This window comes from Sphingomonas sp. FUKUSWIS1 (assembly GCF_000733135.1).
Taxonomy (GTDB): domain Bacteria; phylum Pseudomonadota; class Alphaproteobacteria; order Sphingomonadales; family Sphingomonadaceae; genus Sphingomonas; species Sphingomonas aerolata.
This window is the reverse complement of the sequence record NZ_JPJC01000206.1, coordinates 1-15,860: the sequence shown is the minus strand read 5'-3', so window position 1 is coordinate 15,860 and position 15,860 is coordinate 1. Positions and strand designations below refer to the sequence as shown.

Here is a 15,860-nt window from a genome sequence, read left to right as displayed (position 1 = left end):
AGACGAGCCCCGCCGTCCCGCTTTGCAACAGCCGCTCGCCCGGACCGAAGCGGATCTCGCCCAGCTGTTTGCGCAGGATCATGCCGCGCACCGCCCGCGGGCCGCCGACATAGCTCAGCAGCCGGTCGTTCGCGGTATTGTCGCTATGCGTCAGCGCGCGCCTGAGCAATTCGCCGACGGTGGTGTGATAGCCGTCGCCGGTGACGAGCATCGCGATCGGCTGATGGAACAGCGTCAGGTCCTCCGCGCGGACGACGACCGGATCCTCGAGCTTCGCCTTGCCCTGGTCGCGCAGGTCAAGCAGCGTGATCGCGACCCAAAGCTTGCTGACCGATTGCTGCGGCAGGCGCTGGCGCCCGCCGGCCTCGACCGTCCAGCCCTCGTCCACCGCGCGGATCGCGATCCCCGCCTTGCCCGCAAAATCATGGTGCAAGGCGTCGATCGCGGTGACCAGCGGAGCGGGCGCGGCACGGGTGGCGCGTGCGGTGGGCAATGGGACCGGGATCGATACGCTGGCGGTTCCATCGCCCTGCGGCGCGGCGCCGGTCGCCCCGGGGCGCGACGTCGAGCCACAGCCGGTCAGCGCGAGCGCGATGCCGCCGGTCACGAAAAGACGCGCGAACCTGCCAATTGCCATGGGTGTCGGATATCCTGCGATAGCGCTACGATCCTGATACGGTCCCGATCGCCGCGATACGCCCCGCGTGCCTCGCTGCGACGAACTGCACGCACGGCGCGCCGGGACGTGGAACGTCAGGGCGTCAGGACCGTGTCGACCGCCTCCGGCAGCATCTGCGGATAATCGAGCGTGTAGTGCAGGCCGCGGCTTTCGTGACGGTGCAGCGCCGAGCGGACGATCAGTTCGGCGGTCTGGAGCAGGTTGCGCAGTTCGATCAGGTCGGGCGTGACGCGGAAATGCTGGTAATATTCGGCGACCTCCTCGTTCAGCATCGCGATCCGGTGCTGTGCGCGTTCGAGCCTTTTGGTGGTGCGGACGATGCCGACATAATTCCACATGAAGCGGCGGATCTCGGTCCAGGTCTGCTTGATGACCACTTCCTCGTCGGAATCGGTGACGCGGCTTTCGTCCCAGGGGCGGATCGGCGGCGGCGGGGGCAGGCTGTCCCAATCGGCGGCGATGCTGTCCGCCGCGGCCTCGCCGAACACGAAGCATTCGAGCAATGAGTTTGACGCCAGCCGGTTCGCGCCGTGCAGCCCCGATTCGGTGCATTCGCCCGCCGCATAGAGCCCGGGAAGGTCGGTCTTGCCATGCTCGTCGACGACGATCCCGCCACAGGTGTAATGCTGGGCAGGGACGACGGGGATCGGCTGCGTCGTCATGTCTATCCCGACGGTCAGCAGCTTTTCGTGAATGTTCGGAAAATGATGCCGGATGAAGTCGGCGGGCATGTGGCTGATGTCGAGATGGACGTAATCGAGCCCGTAGCGCTTGATCTCGGCATCGATCGCGCGCGCGACGATATCGCGCGGCGCCAGCTCCATCCGGACGGGATCATAATAGGTCATGAAACGCTTGCCGGTGGTCGGGTTGATCAACCGTCCGCCTTCGCCGCGCACCGCCTCGGTGATCAGGAAGTTCTTGACCTCCAGATTGTAGAGGCAGGTCGGGTGGAACTGCATCATCTCCATGTTCGACACGCGCGCGCCCGCGCGCCAAGCCATCGCGATGCCGTCGCCCGTCGCGCCGCGTGGCGCGGTCGAGAACAGGTAAGTGCGGCCCGCACCCCCGGTCGCGAGGATCGTCGCGCGCGCCGTGTAGAGCGCGACGCGTCCGGTGCCGCGGTCGACCGCATAGACGCCCCAGACCCGGCCTGCGCCCGAATAGCGCATCTCGTGCCGCCCGGTGGCGAGGTCGATCGCGACCTGGTCGGGGACCAGCGTGATGTTGGGGTGCGCTTCGGCGGCTCTCTGCAGCGCCTCCTGCACCGCCCAGCCGGTCGCGTCGGCGACATGGACGATCCGGCGATGACTGTGGCCGCCCTCGCGCGTCAGGTGCAGCGCGTTCCCTTCGGTCTCGAACGGCACGCCGAGATGCGTGAGTCGTTCGATCGCGGCCGGCGCGCCCTCGACCACCATCTCGACGATCCCGCGATCGTTCAGCCCGGCGCCGGCGACCATCGTGTCCTCGACATGATTCTCGAACGTGTCGCCGGGTTCGAGTACCGCGGCGATCCCGCCCTGTGCCCAAGCGGTCGACCCTTCGTTCAGCGCCCCCTTGGCGAGCACGGTGACGGTGAAACGGTCGGCGAGGGTGAGCGCGGCGGTCAGCCCGGCCGCGCCGGAACCGATGATGAGAATGTCGCTGGTCATGCGGCTCGGGATCCGGGGCAGGGGACAGGGTGATGCGGGGTCCTGCTGTTGCACGAAAGTGAGACCACAGGACAGGGGGGTGTTCGGATCGATCGCCCGGACTTATCCGCGCGCGCGCTTTTTCGTCTCGGGCATCGTGACCAGATAGAGCAGGAACCCGGCCCCCGCGATCGCCGCGAGCGTCAGGAAGTTCGCGCTATAGCCTGCCCAGACGATGATCGATCCCGCCAGCGTCGCCGACAGCGCCGCGCCGAGCCCCTGCGTCGTCGCGACCGCGCCCTGGCTGACGTTGAACCGGCCGCTGCCCTCGGTCAGGTCGGCGATCACGACGGGGAACAGCGCGCCGAAAATGCCCGCGCCGACGCCGTCCAGCGCCTGCACGCCGACCAGCCAATAAGGGTCGTCGGACAGCGTGTAGAGCGCGCCGCGCGCGGCGAGGAATCCGAAGGCGACGAGGAACAGCGGCTTGGTGCCGAGCCGTTCGGCATGCCGGCCGACGAAGATCGCGACGGGCACCATCACGAGCTGTGCCGCGACGATGCACGCGGCGGTCAGCGACGTCGCCTGATCCTTGCCGACGGTGCGCGCGAGCAGTTGGCTGACCGAGGTCAGCATCGCGGCATTCGCCAGATGGAAGAGGAACGCGATCACCGCAAAGGTCATTAGCGGGCGGTTCTCGATCAGCGTCTTCCAGCCGCTCGGCTCGTCGCAGTCCGCATCGGGCTCGCAGTCGAGGCCACGCGCGACGGCATTGTCGATATCGTCGTTGTGGAGCCGCGTCGCGGTGACGATGCTTGCAACGGTCAGCGCGCCCATCAGCCAGAAGACCACGACCGGTCCGAACGTCCAGGCGAGCACGCCCGCGAGCCCGGCGGACACCGCATTGCCGGCATGGTTGAACGCCTCGTTACGGCCGACCCGCTTGGCGAACATCTTCGGCCCGACCAGACCGAGCGTGATCGCCGAGATCGCGGGGGCGAAGATCGCGCCCGCGACGGCGGCGACCGACTGGGTGATGGTCACCACGGTGAAGCCCGTGACGAACGGCAGCGATACGCTGGCCAACGTCACCAGCAACGCTGCCACCATGACGATCCGCGGCTTGTTGCGGCTCTTGTCGATCAGGCTGCCGGCGGGCGTCTGCGCGATCAGGCCGACGATCCCGGCGATCGTCAGGACCAGCCCGACCGTCGCCTCGTTCCAGCCATGCGCGGGGCCGCGGACCGCGACCAGATAGATGGCGAGATAGGGCCCGAGCCCGTCGCGCACGTCGGCAAGGAAGAAGTTGAGCGCATCGAGCGTGCGTCCCGCCGGCGCATGACGGTGCGGAGCTTTGCCGCCGGGGGGGTGGCGGGAGGGCAGGGAAGCGGAGAGGGTCGCCATGGTCGGTCCTTGGTCCTGGGAAAGAGGGGGCGGGCAGAGGGGAGCGTCGAGGGTCAGCCGATCAGCAGGCGCGTGCCGAGCGCGGCGGCGAGCGCGGGAATCATCGTCACCGCGCCGACCTTCAGGAAGCGCAGGAACCCGACATCGAGGCCTTCGCGGCGGATCGCCTGGAGCCACAGGATCGTCGCGAGCGACCCGGTGATCGACAGGTTGGGGCCAAGATCGACGCCGATCAGCAGCGCATCGACGACGACGCGCGGCGGCTGCGCCTGCGCGACCGCGGTGCTCGCGATCAGCCCGGCGGGAAGATTGTTGACCAGGTTCGACCCGAAAGCGAGCAGGGTCCCCGCGGTCATCGCCGCGCGCGCCGGATCGGCGGCCTCTGCACGCAACCACGCCGCGACGTGGCCGATGACGCCGCTATGATCGAGCGCCTCGACCAGCACGAACAGCCCGGCGACGAGCGGCAGCACGCTCCACGACACGTCGCGCACGACCATGAGGGGTGACATGCGGACCAGCAGGCAGATGGCGAGCGTCGTCGCGACCCCGGCGATGCAGGTCGGCAACCCGAGTTGCACGTCGAACGCCGAGGCCAGCAACAACACGACCGCCGTGACGACGATCCCTGCCAGCGCCGCCTTGCCGCCGAGGGTCAGCGGCGTACGTGCGATCTCCGTCTCGCACTGTCCGACGAGCCGCGCACGCTCGGTCCAGCGGAGCGCGCCGTAGGTCACGACGATCGCCGCGACCGATGGCAGCGCGAATGACGCGAACCACTGGCCGAGCGGGGGCATCGTGCCGCCATAGAGCACGAGGTTCGCCGGATTGGAGATGGGCAGCACGAAGCTTGCCGCGTTGGCGATGAGCGCGCAGGCGAACAGCAGCGGCAGCGGATCCGCCTTCGCCTTGCGCGCGGCGGCATAGACGGCGGGCGTGAGCACGACCGCGGTGGCGTCGTTCGACAGGAAGGTCGTGGTGACGATCCCGGTGACGTAGACGAGCGCGAACAGGCGGACGGGCGACCCCCGCGCGCCGCGCGCGGCGGTCGCGGCGATCCAGTCGAACAGGCCCTGCTGACGCGCGGTCTCGCTGAGCAGCATCATGCCGATCAGGAAGAGATAGACGTCCATGCCCTTGCCGACCGCGGCCAGCCCGGCAGCGAGCGGCAACAGACCCAGCGTGAGCAGCGCGACCGCGCCGGCGACCGCCCACACCGCCTCGGGCAGGCGGAACGGGCGCGCGATCACCCCGGCCGTCGCCGCCGCGCAGATTGCCCAGGTCAGGCTAGTCTCGGGGGGCACGCGCAGTGTCCGTCGCATTTTCCGATGCGGCACCGATCCGGCGCGACACGGCAGTTATTATCGCCACAATGACTAGCATAGCCGGTCATCACCCTGGTCCTCGCCATGGTCCTTTCAGACTAGGCGGCGTGATCGGGAAGTGTCGTTGCCCTAATGATTGTGTTACGCATCGATCCGGCCCCTGACATGACTTGTGGACAACTGGTGTCAGGCGCGACAACACAGCAGCAGGGGCAAAGGGCCCCGCCGCGATCGTGACAAATCGTTCATGTGGCAATCGGACCCGGATTGACGGGTTTATCGCCTGTTCCCAGCGGCTTGATCGCAGCGGCTGGGCGGCGAGCGGCGGCAAGGCCGGGGCCCGTCCGTCAGGACGTGGCCCCGGCGTCGCGGGTTGATCAGAGGAAGCGGTTGATCAGGTTTTCAAGGCGTTCCTGCTGGCCCGAAACCGGCTTCGGATCGATGTCGCGCTCGACCGCAAGATCGGCAATACCGGCCAGATCCAGCCCGCCGATCGTGCTGCCGAAGTCACCGTCCCAGCCGGCATAGCGCTTGGCCTTGATCGCATCGACCCGACCATCCTCGATGATCGCGGCAGCGGCGAGCAGGCCCTTCGCGACGACGTCGATGCCGCCGACATGGCCGTAGAACAGGTCGGCCGCGTCCATGCTCTGGCGCCGGACCTTGGCGTCGAAGTTGAAGCCGCCCGTGGTGAAGCCGCCGCCGCGCAGGATCTCGACCATCGCCAGCGTCAGTTCCTCGACCGAATTGGGGAACTGGTCGGTATCCCAGCCATTCTGCGGATCGCCGCGATTGGCGTCGATCGACCCGAAGATGCCGAGCGCGTTGGCGGTCGCGATCTCGTGTTCGAAGGTATGCCCCGACAGCGTGGCGTGGTTCGCCTCGATGTTGACGCGCACCTCGTTCTCGAGCCCGTAGCGCTTGAGGAAGCCGTACACCGTCGCGGTGTCGAAGTCGTACTGATGCTTGGTCGGCTCGTGCGGCTTGGGTTCGATCAGGATCGTGCCGGTGAAGCCGATCTTGTGCTTGTGCTCGACGACCAGGCTCAGGAAGCGGCCGAAATTGTCGAGTTCGCGCTTCATGTCGGTGTTGAGCAGCGTCTCATAGCCTTCGCGACCGCCCCACAGCACGTAGTTCTGGCCGCCGAGGCGATGCGTCGCCTCGAGCGCGTCGCGGACCTGCAGCGCGGCAAAGGCATAGACTTCGGGATCGGGGTTGGTCGACGCGCCGGCGGCATAGCGCGGATGGCTGAACGCGTTGGCGGTGCCCCAGAGGAGCTTGCGGCCCGACGCGGCCTGGAGCTGTTCGAGGTGGTCGACGGCTTCGGCGAAGAACCGGCGATGCTCGGTCACATTGGCGGCATCCGCCATGACGTCGACGTCGTGGAAGCAGTAATAGGGCACGTCGAGCTTCTTGAAGAAGTCGAACGCGACCTCGCGCTTGTGCGCTGCGGCAGCCGAGTCGTTGGCGCCGGCATGCCAGGGGCGGTTGAACGTGCCCCCGCCGAACACGTCCGACCCCGGCCAGCAGAAGGTGTGCCAGAAGCACGCGGCGAAGCGCAGATGCTCCTCCATCGTCTTGCCGAGCACGACCTTGGTCTTGTCGTAATAGCGATAGGCCAGCTCGTTGCTGCTGTCGGGGCCCTCATATTTGATCTGGGGGATATCGGCGAAGAAGTCGGACATCGGGGATTCCTATGACTTGGGGGTGATACGGGGATAGGCCTGGCGGAACGCCGCCTTTTTCTCGGCGAGCGCGGCGACGAGTGCGGGGTCGGGGGCGATGCGGTGCGACACGGGCGGTGCGACGCAGACCGTCGCAGGATCGCCGCCATCGACACCGAGCTGCGCGAGCCGCGCGGCGCCGAGCGCGGGGCCGACCTCGCCGCCCTGGAGATAGACGAGTTCGACCTCCATCGCCGCGGCGAGCACCGCGCCCCAGTAGCGCGAGCGCGCGCCGCCGCCGATGACCGCGAGGCGTTCGACCGTCGTCCCCGCCGCGCGCAGCACGTCGAGCCCGTCGGCGAGCGCGAAGGCGACGCCCTCGAGCACCGCCTGCGACAGACGGCCGGCATCGGTGTCGTTGTCGAGCCGGAGAAACGCGCCGCGGACCTCGGCATCATTGTGCGGCGTGCGCTCGCCCGAGAGATAGGGGAGGAAGATCTCGGGGCCGCTGGCAGGACCGGCGGCTTCGGCGCGTGCGAACAGGTCGGCCGGGCCGGTCGCGCCGGTGATCCTCGCGACCCAGTCGATGCACGACGCGGCCGACAGATGGACCGACATCTGGTGCCACATGCCCGGCAGCGCGTGGCAGAAGGCATGGACCGCGCTATCGGCGTTGGGGCGGAAGTCGCTGGTCGCAACGAAGATCACGCCCGAGGTGCCGAGCGAGAGCAATGCATCGCCGTCCGCGACCACGCCGACGCCGACCGCACCCGCGGCATTGTCGCCACCCCCCGCCGCGACGGGGACCGGCGGCATGCCCCAGAGTTCGGCGACCTCGGCGGTCAGCGTGCCGGTGATCTCGGAGCCTTCGTACAGCCGTGGCATCTGCGCCTGCGTCAGCCCGCACGCGGCCAGCAGCGCGTCGCTCCAGCTCCGCGCGGCGACGTCGAGCCACAGGGTCCCTGCGCTGTCCGACAGGTCGGACGCCTTGTCGCCGGTCATCAGCAGGCGGACATAGTCCTTGGGCAGCAGCACGGTCGCGATCTTTGCGAAGATCTCGGGCTCATGCTCGCGCACCCAGAGCAGCTTGGGCGCGGTGAAGCCCGGCATCGCGATGTTGCCCGCGATTGCGCGCAGATCGGGCACCGCACGCTCCATCGCTTCGCACTCAGCAAAGCTGCGGCCGTCGTTCCACAGGATCGCGGGGCGTAAAGGGCGGTCGTCGGCGTCGAGCAGGGTCGCGCCGTGCATCTGCCCGGCAAGCCCGACGCCGCGGACCGAACGGCGGACGGCCGGGTCGATGGCCTGGACCGCCGCGGTGGTCGCATGCCACCACGCATCGGGATCCTGTTCGGACCAGAGCGGATGCGGCCGCTGGACGCTCAGCGCGGCGACGCCCTGGCCGACGACGCTGCCGGCCTCGTCGAGCACCACGGCTTTCACGCCGGAGGTGCCGATGTCGATTCCGAGGAACATCAGTTGACGAACGGATCGATGGTGGGGATCGAGCCGTCGGGCGCGAACTTCAGCTCGGTCACCTTGACGTTGCGCAGGTGGTTCTTGTTGCTCAGCTGCGTGTCCGCATAGAACAGCCACCATTTCTTGTTCCACTCGATGATCGAATGGTGGCTCGTCCAGCCCTGCACCGGCTTCAGGATATGCCCCTTGTAGGTGAACGGCCCGTACGGGTTGTCGCCGGTCGCATAGTTCAGGAAGTGCGTGTCGCCGGTCGAGTAGGTGTAATAATATTTGCCACCGCGCTTGAAGACCCAGGACGCCTCGAAGAAGCGCCGCTCATGATCGCCGCCGAGCACGGGCTTGCCGGCCTCGTCGAGGATCTGGACGTCGCGCGGCGTCTCGGCAAAGCTCTTCATGTCGGGGTTCAACCGCGCGATCTTGCCCGACAGCGCGGGCTGGTCGTCCTGGCCGAGATCGGTGTCGGAGCCGTTGGGATCGAACTTGCCGTCCTTCCAGCGCTGCAGCTGGCCGCCCCAGATGCCGCCGAAATACATGTAGCTGGCGCCGTTCGCGTCGGTGAACACCGCGGGATCCATCGAGAAGCTGCCCGCGATCGGCTTGGGGTCCGCCTTGAACGGGCCGACCGGGCTCTTCGACGTCGCGACGCCGATGCGGAAGGTGCCGAGCCCGTTCTTGTCGAGCTGTTTGTCGCGCACCGGGAAATACAGATAATAGGTGCCGTTCTTATAGGCCGCGTCGGGCGCCCACATCTGCTGCGACGCCCAGGGCACGTCCTTCACGTCGAGCGCGACGGGGTTCACCTTCACCGGCCCGCCGATCCGGTCCATCGACAGCACGCGGTAGTCGCGCATCGCATATTGGTTGCCCAGATCGTCGTCGGCGGTCGTCACGTCGATGTCGTGGCTCGGATAGACATAGATCTTGCCGTTGAAGACATGCGCGGACGGGTCGGCGGTGTAGATGCTGGTGACCAGCGGCTGCGACAGATAGCGCTTGCCCTCGGGGCTGCGCGGTTCGCCCTGCGGTTTGGCGGCGGACTGCGCCGTCGCGGTCCCGCCCGTGAACAATGTGGGTGCGAGACCCGCCAGCACGGGAACGACCAGAGCGGAGGCGGCCAGCAACGGGACCGCGCGCGCACGGCGGGCAGGCATGGGGAAACGGAGGCGCATGACCTTATGATCCTTCCTAAAAACCGGTCTTCTACGAGACCTGTCCTCCGCCGTGGCGGGAGATAGCGCTATCATATCCCTCCCGTGCGCCGGAGCAAGGGGGTTCCGCATCATCGCGCACGAAAAATACCCCGTGAAAAGAACGGCCGGGGTCCCGCAACGGGGCGAGCCGTCCATCGGGGTCCGACGACGTTGACCGACTCGGGATCGGATCGCGTGGGGCTTTGCCGCGTCAAGGGGGTGCGCTAACGGTTGGTACATGAACACTTCCTCGATCGGCCGCGTCAAGACTTCGCGGCGCACCGGCGGCGCGCCGACCATCAGCGACGTCGCGCGACTCGCCGGGGTCTCGCCGATGACCGTGTCGCGCGTGATCAACGGCACGAGCAATGTGCGCGCCGCGACGCGCGATGCGGTGACTCACGCGATCGCGACGCTGAACTATGCGCCCAACCCGGCCGCGCGCAGCCTGGCCGGGGCGGGGCAGGTCCGCATCGGCCTGCTCTACAGCAACCCGAGCGCGGGCTTTCTCAGCGAGTTCCTGCTCGGCAGCCTCGACCAGGCGGCGCGCAGCGACGTGCAGATCATCATCGAGAAATGCGACCTGGGCGAGCACGAGATCGCGGTGACGCGTCACCTGATCGAGGGCGGGATCGACGGCATCATCCTGCCGCCGCCGTTGTGCGAGGCGGATGCGGTGCTCGACCTGCTAGCGGCGGCACACGTCCCGACCGTGTCGCTGGCGAGCGGGCTGCCCGTGCCCGACATGCTGGCGATCCGCATCGACGACCGCGAGGCGGCGCTGACGATGACCCGGCACATCATCGCGCTGGGCCATCGCCGGATCGGCTTCATCACCGGCAACCCCAATTTGTCGTCGAGTGCGCGCCGGCTCGAAGGCTATGCGGCGGCGCTGGACGAGGCCGGGATCGCGCGCGACGAGTCGCTGATCGCGCACGGGCTGTTCACCTACCGATCGGGGCTCGATGCGGCCGAGACGCTGCTGGGGCTCGCCGAGCAGCCATCGGCGATCTTCTCGTCGAACGACGACATGGCGGCTGCGACGGTCGCGGTCGCGCATCGGCGCGGGCTCGACGTGCCGGGCGACCTGACGGTGTGCGGGTTCGACGACACGACTTTGTCGACCGCGATCTGGCCCGAATTGACGACGATCCACCAGCCGATCGCGGACATGGCGCGGTCTGCGGTAGAAATGCTCGCCTCGACCATCCGCCGGTCGCAGGCGATCGATCCGCAGGACCGGCACAAGACGTTCGATTTTACGCTGATCCGGCGCCAGTCCGACTCGGCACCGCGGCGCAGGCCCAAGGTCTCCGTCGACTGATCCGTCACCCGCCACCCATCGATGATAGCGATATCATCGATGGGTGGCGGGGGCCGATCAGGCGCGGGTGCGCTGCTTCACCGCGTGGTCGGCGGCGCGCGCGGTCAGTGCCATGAAGGTGAGCGACGGATTGACGCAGGAGGCCGAAGCCATCTGCGCGCCGTCGGTGACGTAGAGGTTGGTGGCCTCGTGCGCGCGGCTCCACGCGTCCAGCACCGAAGTACGCGGATCGCGACCCATGCGCGCGCCGCCCATCTCGTGGATCGCGTCACCGGGGACGTGCTCCTGTTCCGAACTCTTGACGTTGGTCAGCCCGGCCCCGCGAAGCATCGCCTCGCCCTGCGCCCGCGCATCGGCCATCATCTTGAGTTCGTTGTCGTGGAAGCGCACGTCGAACCGGAGCAGCGGCACCCCGAACCGGTCGACCTTCGACGCATGCAGCGACACATGATTGTCGGCATAGGGCAGGCATTCGCCGAACGCGCCCATGCTGAAGTGCCACGGCGCATAGTTGCGCATCCCGTGCTTCATCGAAGCGCCGAACCCGACGGGTGCCGCAGGCGTGCGATAGGCGCCGCCCTGATAGCCATAGCCGCGTTTGAAGCCGACGCCGTCGTCGCCGCCGATGTTGCGGAAGCGCGGGATATAGACGCCCCCCGGGCGGCGGCCATATTCGATGAACTCCTGCATCCCGCCGATCTCGCCGTCGACCCCGACGCGGAAGATATGGTCCATCACATAGCGGCCGAGCGTGCCGCTCGTGTCGAAATGGCTGCGATCGCTGCCCGCCGGACGCGAATTGAGCAGGATCTGCGTCGATGCCATCGCCGAGGCGCAGAGGAAGACGAGGTCCGCCTGGACCGACTGCGCCTGGCCGGTCTTGGTATCGATGTAGCGGACGCCGGTCACGCGCTTGGCCTTGGGATCATAATCAAGGCTGGTGACGACCGCGTCCGACTGCAGCGTCAATCGGCCGGTCGCGCGCGCCGCGGGCAGCGTCACCGCCTGGGTCGAGAAATAGGCGCCGAACGAGCAGCCATTGCTGCACTGGTTGCGGAACTGGCATTTGGTCCGGTTCTGCTCGGGCTTGTCCTCGGTCATGTTGGACAGGCGCGTGTTGATCAGCTTGCGACCGGGGAAGCGGCTTTCCAGATTCTGCTTCAGCCACTTTTCCGCGACGTTCATCGGGATGGGGGGCTGGAATTCGCTGTCCGGCAGATAGGGTAGATTCTCGCGCGAGCCGGACACGCCGATATATTTCTCGACATAGCTGTACCAGGGCGCGACGTCGCCATAGCGGATCGGCCAGTCGCCATCGATTCCGTCACGCTTGTTCGCCTCGAAATCCTCCTCGCTCCACCGGAAGCACCAGCGTCCCCAGATCAGCGACTTGCCGCCGACCGCCGCGGGCCGGATCCAGTAGAATTTGCTGCCCTCGTCATAGGCATAGGGGTTCAGCCGGTCGTCATTGTAGAAGGCGCGGTTGCTGGGTGCGACATAGCCGTGCTTGGCGATGAAATAATCGCTTTTGACGAGCGCCGGGGGCATGATGTTCCGCGCAGGCACCTCGTAGGCGGGCTTGCCATCATAGGCATAGCCTTCGCCGTGCTCGACCATCACGCCGCGGTCGAGCATCAGGACGCGCAGGCCCTTTTCGGTGAGTTCCTTCGCAGCGAACCCGCCGCTCACGCCCGATCCTATGACGATCGCGTCGAACCTGTTGGTTGCGGCCATGGTCTTGGTCTCCTGTCTCGATCAGAAGCGCAGTGCGCGCAGCGTCCGGAAGCTGGTGGTGATGTCGGGCAGATAGGGCGCGGGCGCCTGGTCGTTCTCGACGTAGAAATGCTGCACGCCGGCGCCCGACTTGCGCTTGAACAGCGCGGCAAAGTCGAGCGTGCCCTGGCCGACCGCGGTCATGCTGCGATCGGGGCGCATGTCCTTGACGTGATAGGCGTAGAGGCGGGTGGACAGCCGGTCGATCAGCGCCGCGGGATCCTCGCCCGCATGCGCCGCCCAGTAGATATCGAGCTCGAGCTTGACGAGCGCGGGATCGGTTTCCCTGAGCAGGCGGTCGTACAGGCTGACCCCGCCGGGCCGGATCGTGAATTCGAAATCATGGTTGTGATAGGCAAAGCCGAACCCCGCCGACTTCAGCTGCGTCGCGAAGCGGTTGAAATTGGGCAGCGCGGCGTTCCAGCCCTGTTCGTTGCGATGCTCGTCAGTCATGTACGGCAGCACGACCGTCTTCGCGCCGAGCGTCCTCGCCATCGCCACCGACGGTTCGAACCGCTGAAGCAGCGCGTCATAGCCGATATGCACCGAGGGTGCGGTCAGGCCGAGCCGGTCCATGGTCTTGCGCAGCAGCGCATGATCCATCGTCTCGTACCCGCCGCCGCCGAATTCGACCTCGCGGTAGCCGATCCGCGCAACCGCCTCGAGCGTGGCGACGGGGTCCTTCGCGAACAGCTCGCGCACGGTATAAAGCTGCAGGCCGATCGCCTTGAGCTGTGCGGCGGAGGCGGGGGAGATCGAGCGATCGACCAGCGCGAGCGCCGCCACCGCACCGGTGCCCGTAAGCAGGGTTCTACGGCTGAGGATCATGAGGAATACACCTTGTTGACCTGGGAATAGGGGAAGGCACCGTTATATTCGCCCGGCACCGGCAGATATTCGCGTTCCTGCGTGATGCCGATTTCGGACGTGTAATAGCCGGTGATGACGAGCTGTCGGAATGCGGTGAAGAACGCGCCGCCCGACGGCAGGCCGTCGTTCATCGCCAGGGTGAGCAGCGCGTCGTGCTGTGCCGCGGTCGCCCGGGCGCCGGCGACCTTGTAGTCCTGCAGACAGCGCGCCTCGATCGCGTCGAGCCCGGCGATGATCGGCACGCGGTCCTCGGGTCGGGCCCAGTCGGCCAGCAGCTTTTCGATAAAGGCAGGGACGTCCGCCGCGATCGCCCCGGGGGTATCGGTGGTCGGCAGGACGCGCTCGCTGAGCGCGGTCATCAGTGCACGTTGTGCAGGCGTGAAGACCGGCGCGCTCGGTGGCCCTTCGCTGATCGGCGGGATACCGCCCGCCGGCTGCTGCGCGAGCCCGGCCGCGCGCGCGATCGGGGCATAGAGCGCTGCGCCGAACATGCCGGCGACACCGGCCAGCGCGGTTCTGCGATCGATCATTTACCGTCCTTTCCAAGGTCCTGCGCGATTGCCGCATCGGTCAGCGGGCGGATCCAGATGTTGCGGAACGCCACGGGGGAATCATGGTCCTGCAGCTGGATCGGCGCCGCATCGGGATGCGCGGTATAGCGTGCGACATGGCGCCAGTTGGTCGTGCCGAGCATCGCCTGGTGGTTCTGGACGAGCACGCCGTTGAGCAAAGCGGTCACGTAAGCTGGCCGAACCAGACTGCCGTCGGCGGCAAAGCGCGGCCGCTCGAACACGATGTCGTAGGTCTGCCATTCGCCGGGTTTGCGCGCCGGGTTCACCAGCGGCGGCTTCCAGCCATAGACCCCGCCCACCGTCCCATCGGCATAGGTCGGGTTCCGATAGCCGTCGAGGATCTGCAGCTCGTAGCGCTGCATGAACCAGATGCCGCTGTTGCCGCGGTCCTGCGAGCTCTTGGTCGGCGGATTGGGCGAGCGGAATTCGAGATGCATCTGCACGTCGCCGAAGCTCTGTTTCGAGACGAGATTGTTCTCGCCGCCGCTTTTTGCGCGCGACGGAATTATGAGCGCACCGTTCTCGATCGGCCAGGCGATGCGATCGGGCTTCCACGCATCGAGCGAACGGCCGTCGAACAGCACGATCGCGTCGGCGGGCGGACCGCCGGGGGTGGCGGCCGGCGCGACGGCGACGGGCGCAGGGCGGTCGGCGTCGTGGACACGCCATTGGCCGCCGGGCAGCATCGGCGTGTCCTTGAAGCCCGGCTTGTCCTGCGCGGCAACGGACCCCGTTGTCATCAGCGCCATCGCTGCGACGACCCCCGCCATCACATAGCTCGTCATGCTCTTCCCCCTCATGCCGCGTCGATCGCGCGGTAGGCGGCGATCAGGCGATCCTCGCCCGCACGTCCCGCCACCGAATTGCCGTGTTCCATGCCGATTACCCCCGCATAGCGCCGGCCGCGCAGCCAGCGGACGATCGCGGCATAGTTGATCTCGCCCGTCATCGGCTCGTTGCGGCCGGGATTGTCGCCGAACTGGAGATAGCCGATCTCGCTCCAGCAGCTGTCCAGCGTGGGGATCAGATTCCCCGACTGGATCTGCTCATGGTAGAGGTCGGCCAGGATCTTGACCGCAGGGCTGTTCGCGCCGCGGGCGACCGCATAGCCCTGCGCGATCGTCTGCATATAGACGCCGGGATGGTTGGTGCGCGTGTTGAGCGGCTCCATCACCATCGCGATGCCGTGCGGCGCGACGATATCGCCGGCCCGTCGCATGACGTCGATCACGCGCGCCGTCTGAATCTCGACGGGCAGTTTCGGGTCCATGAAGCCGGTGACGACGGTCATCCGGGTCGCGTTCAGCCGCTTGGCGACCGCGATCGACGCGCGGATATCGGTCAGGAACCCTTCGCGATCGGCGTCGTCATTGGCGCCGAGCAGGGGCCGCGACTTCGCCCATTTTGGCATGCTCGCGACGAAGACGCCCATCGTCATGCCGCGCTGCGCCAGTGCCTTGGCCATCCGCTCCTGGTCGGCGACGGGGCGGGCCGCGGCCTCATTGTCCTCCCAAGCGGTGAAGCCCTGGTCGGCGGCGAAGGCGATCTGCTCGATCAACCCGCCGCGGCTCGCAAAGCTGCCCTCATGCGGCGCATAGCCAAGCGAGAAGCGGGCGGCGGTCGTGCCGCGGCGCTGCGCGGCGATCCCCGCGGGGAGCAGCGACACTGCGGCGCCGGCCGCGATCAGCGTGCGGCGTGAGAGCGTCATCGCCGGATCCGTCTCATTTCGAGCCCGCCGCCTTTAGATAGGCGATGATCGCGGCGCGCTTCGCGGGATCCGGGGTCGCGATCGGCATGCGCGATCCAGGGACCTTCTTCGACGGCGAGGCGAGATATTCGCTCAGCGTCGCGTCGTCCCAGCGCAGCTTCGACGCCTTCAGCGCGGGCGAATAATTGAACCCCGGCGCCGCGGCGGCGGCACGGCCGACCACGCCGTGAAGATTGGGGCC

At 67.4% G+C, this 15,860-nt stretch carries 14 protein-coding genes; 1 reads left to right on the top strand and 13 read right to left on the bottom strand.

Going from position 1 to position 15,860, the window contains the following annotated elements; genetic code table 11:
- From sphsw_RS12255 to sphsw_RS12225, 7 genes are all read right to left on the bottom strand, one after another.
- Nucleotides 1–637: serine hydrolase (locus sphsw_RS12255; RefSeq protein WP_200874036.1), on the bottom strand; the 637-nt coding region annotated here is incomplete at its 3' end.
- A gap of 116 nt (nt 638–753) precedes the next feature.
- Nucleotides 754–2,331: an L-aspartate oxidase gene (gene nadB, locus sphsw_RS12250; RefSeq protein ID WP_031440868.1), complete on the bottom strand. Its 1,578-nt coding sequence runs from the start codon at nt 2,329–2,331 to the stop codon at nt 754–756.
- Nucleotides 2,332–2,433: 102 nt separating this feature from the next.
- Nucleotides 2,434–3,714: an MFS transporter gene (locus tag sphsw_RS12245; RefSeq protein WP_031440867.1), complete on the bottom strand. Its 1,281-nt coding sequence runs from the start codon at nt 3,712–3,714 to the stop codon at nt 2,434–2,436.
- A gap of 53 nt (nt 3,715–3,767) precedes the next feature.
- The gene (locus sphsw_RS12240; RefSeq protein ID WP_031440866.1) at nt 3,768–5,018 is read right to left on the bottom strand and encodes an arsenic transporter; all 1,251 of its coding nucleotides are present in this window, start codon (nt 5,016–5,018) and stop codon (nt 3,768–3,770) included.
- A 398-nt stretch (nt 5,019–5,416) separates the two neighbouring features.
- Entirely contained in the window at nt 5,417–6,724 is a 1,308-nt protein-coding gene (gene xylA / locus sphsw_RS12235; RefSeq protein WP_031440865.1) for a xylose isomerase, read from the bottom strand.
- Nucleotides 6,725–6,733: 9 nt separating this feature from the next.
- The gene (gene xylB / locus sphsw_RS12230; RefSeq protein WP_031440864.1) at nt 6,734–8,179 is read right to left on the bottom strand and encodes a xylulokinase; all 1,446 of its coding nucleotides are present in this window, start codon (nt 8,177–8,179) and stop codon (nt 6,734–6,736) included.
- The gene (locus tag sphsw_RS12225; protein ID WP_235188383.1) at nt 8,179–9,351 is read right to left on the bottom strand and encodes a glycoside hydrolase family 43 protein; all 1,173 of its coding nucleotides are present in this window, start codon (nt 9,349–9,351) and stop codon (nt 8,179–8,181) included. The genes xylB and sphsw_RS12225 overlap by 1 nt, the downstream gene beginning before the upstream one ends.
- Nucleotides 9,352–9,610: 259 nt before the next feature.
- On the opposite strand from sphsw_RS12225, the gene sphsw_RS12220 reads away from it, so the two are divergent.
- Nucleotides 9,611–10,696 (top strand): LacI family DNA-binding transcriptional regulator, encoded by a 1,086-nt coding sequence (locus tag sphsw_RS12220; RefSeq protein WP_031440862.1) that lies wholly within the window; start codon nt 9,611–9,613, stop codon nt 10,694–10,696.
- 57 nt (nt 10,697–10,753) lie between these two features.
- On the opposite strand, the gene sphsw_RS12215 is transcribed toward sphsw_RS12220, so the two are convergent.
- The 6 genes from sphsw_RS12215 to sphsw_RS12190 all read right to left on the bottom strand — a co-directional run.
- Nucleotides 10,754–12,430: a GMC family oxidoreductase gene (locus tag sphsw_RS12215; RefSeq protein WP_031440861.1), complete on the bottom strand. Its 1,677-nt coding sequence runs from the start codon at nt 12,428–12,430 to the stop codon at nt 10,754–10,756.
- Nucleotides 12,431–12,451: 21 nt separating this feature from the next.
- Nucleotides 12,452–13,297 (bottom strand): sugar phosphate isomerase/epimerase family protein, encoded by an 846-nt coding sequence (locus sphsw_RS12210; protein WP_031440860.1) that lies wholly within the window; start codon nt 13,295–13,297, stop codon nt 12,452–12,454.
- Entirely contained in the window at nt 13,294–13,869 is a 576-nt protein-coding gene (locus tag sphsw_RS12205; protein ID WP_031440859.1) for a gluconate 2-dehydrogenase subunit 3 family protein, read from the bottom strand. Before sphsw_RS12205 ends, sphsw_RS12210 begins: the two co-directional genes overlap by 4 nt.
- A complete protein-coding gene (locus sphsw_RS12200; protein ID WP_192008155.1) occupies nt 13,866–14,681 on the bottom strand; it encodes a 3-keto-disaccharide hydrolase in 816 nt (271 codons plus the stop codon). Before sphsw_RS12200 ends, sphsw_RS12205 begins: the two co-directional genes overlap by 4 nt.
- Nucleotides 14,682–14,707: 26 nt before the next feature.
- The gene (locus sphsw_RS12195; protein WP_031440857.1) at nt 14,708–15,619 is read right to left on the bottom strand and encodes a hydroxypyruvate isomerase family protein; all 912 of its coding nucleotides are present in this window, start codon (nt 15,617–15,619) and stop codon (nt 14,708–14,710) included.
- A 13-nt stretch (nt 15,620–15,632) separates the two neighbouring features.
- Nucleotides 15,633–15,860 (bottom strand): cytochrome c (locus sphsw_RS12190; RefSeq protein ID WP_031440856.1); only part of this gene is annotated, 228 nt, incomplete at its 5' end.

Coding starts and splice junctions, on each gene's coding strand:
- nadB (WP_031440868.1), bottom strand. CDS start 2,331: ATGACCAGCGACATTCTCATCATCGGTTCCGGCGCGGCCGGGCTGACC.
- sphsw_RS12245 (WP_031440867.1), bottom strand. CDS start 3,714: ATGGCGACCCTCTCCGCTTCCCTGCCCTCCCGCCACCCCCCCGGCGGC.
- xylA (WP_031440865.1), bottom strand. CDS start 6,724: ATGTCCGACTTCTTCGCCGATATCCCCCAGATCAAATATGAGGGCCCC.
- xylB (WP_031440864.1), bottom strand. CDS start 8,179: ATGTTCCTCGGAATCGACATCGGCACCTCCGGCGTGAAAGCCGTGGTG.
- sphsw_RS12225 (WP_235188383.1), bottom strand. CDS start 9,351: ATGCGCCTCCGTTTCCCCATGCCTGCCCGCCGTGCGCGCGCGGTCCCG.
- sphsw_RS12220 (WP_031440862.1), top strand. CDS start 9,611: ATGAACACTTCCTCGATCGGCCGCGTCAAGACTTCGCGGCGCACCGGC.
- sphsw_RS12215 (WP_031440861.1), bottom strand. CDS start 12,430: ATGGCCGCAACCAACAGGTTCGACGCGATCGTCATAGGATCGGGCGTG.
- sphsw_RS12210 (WP_031440860.1), bottom strand. CDS start 13,297: ATGATCCTCAGCCGTAGAACCCTGCTTACGGGCACCGGTGCGGTGGCG.
- sphsw_RS12205 (WP_031440859.1), bottom strand. CDS start 13,869: ATGATCGATCGCAGAACCGCGCTGGCCGGTGTCGCCGGCATGTTCGGC.
- sphsw_RS12200 (WP_192008155.1), bottom strand. CDS start 14,681: ATGGCGGGGGTCGTCGCAGCGATGGCGCTGATGACAACGGGGTCCGTT.
- sphsw_RS12195 (WP_031440857.1), bottom strand. CDS start 15,619: ATGACGCTCTCACGCCGCACGCTGATCGCGGCCGGCGCCGCAGTGTCG.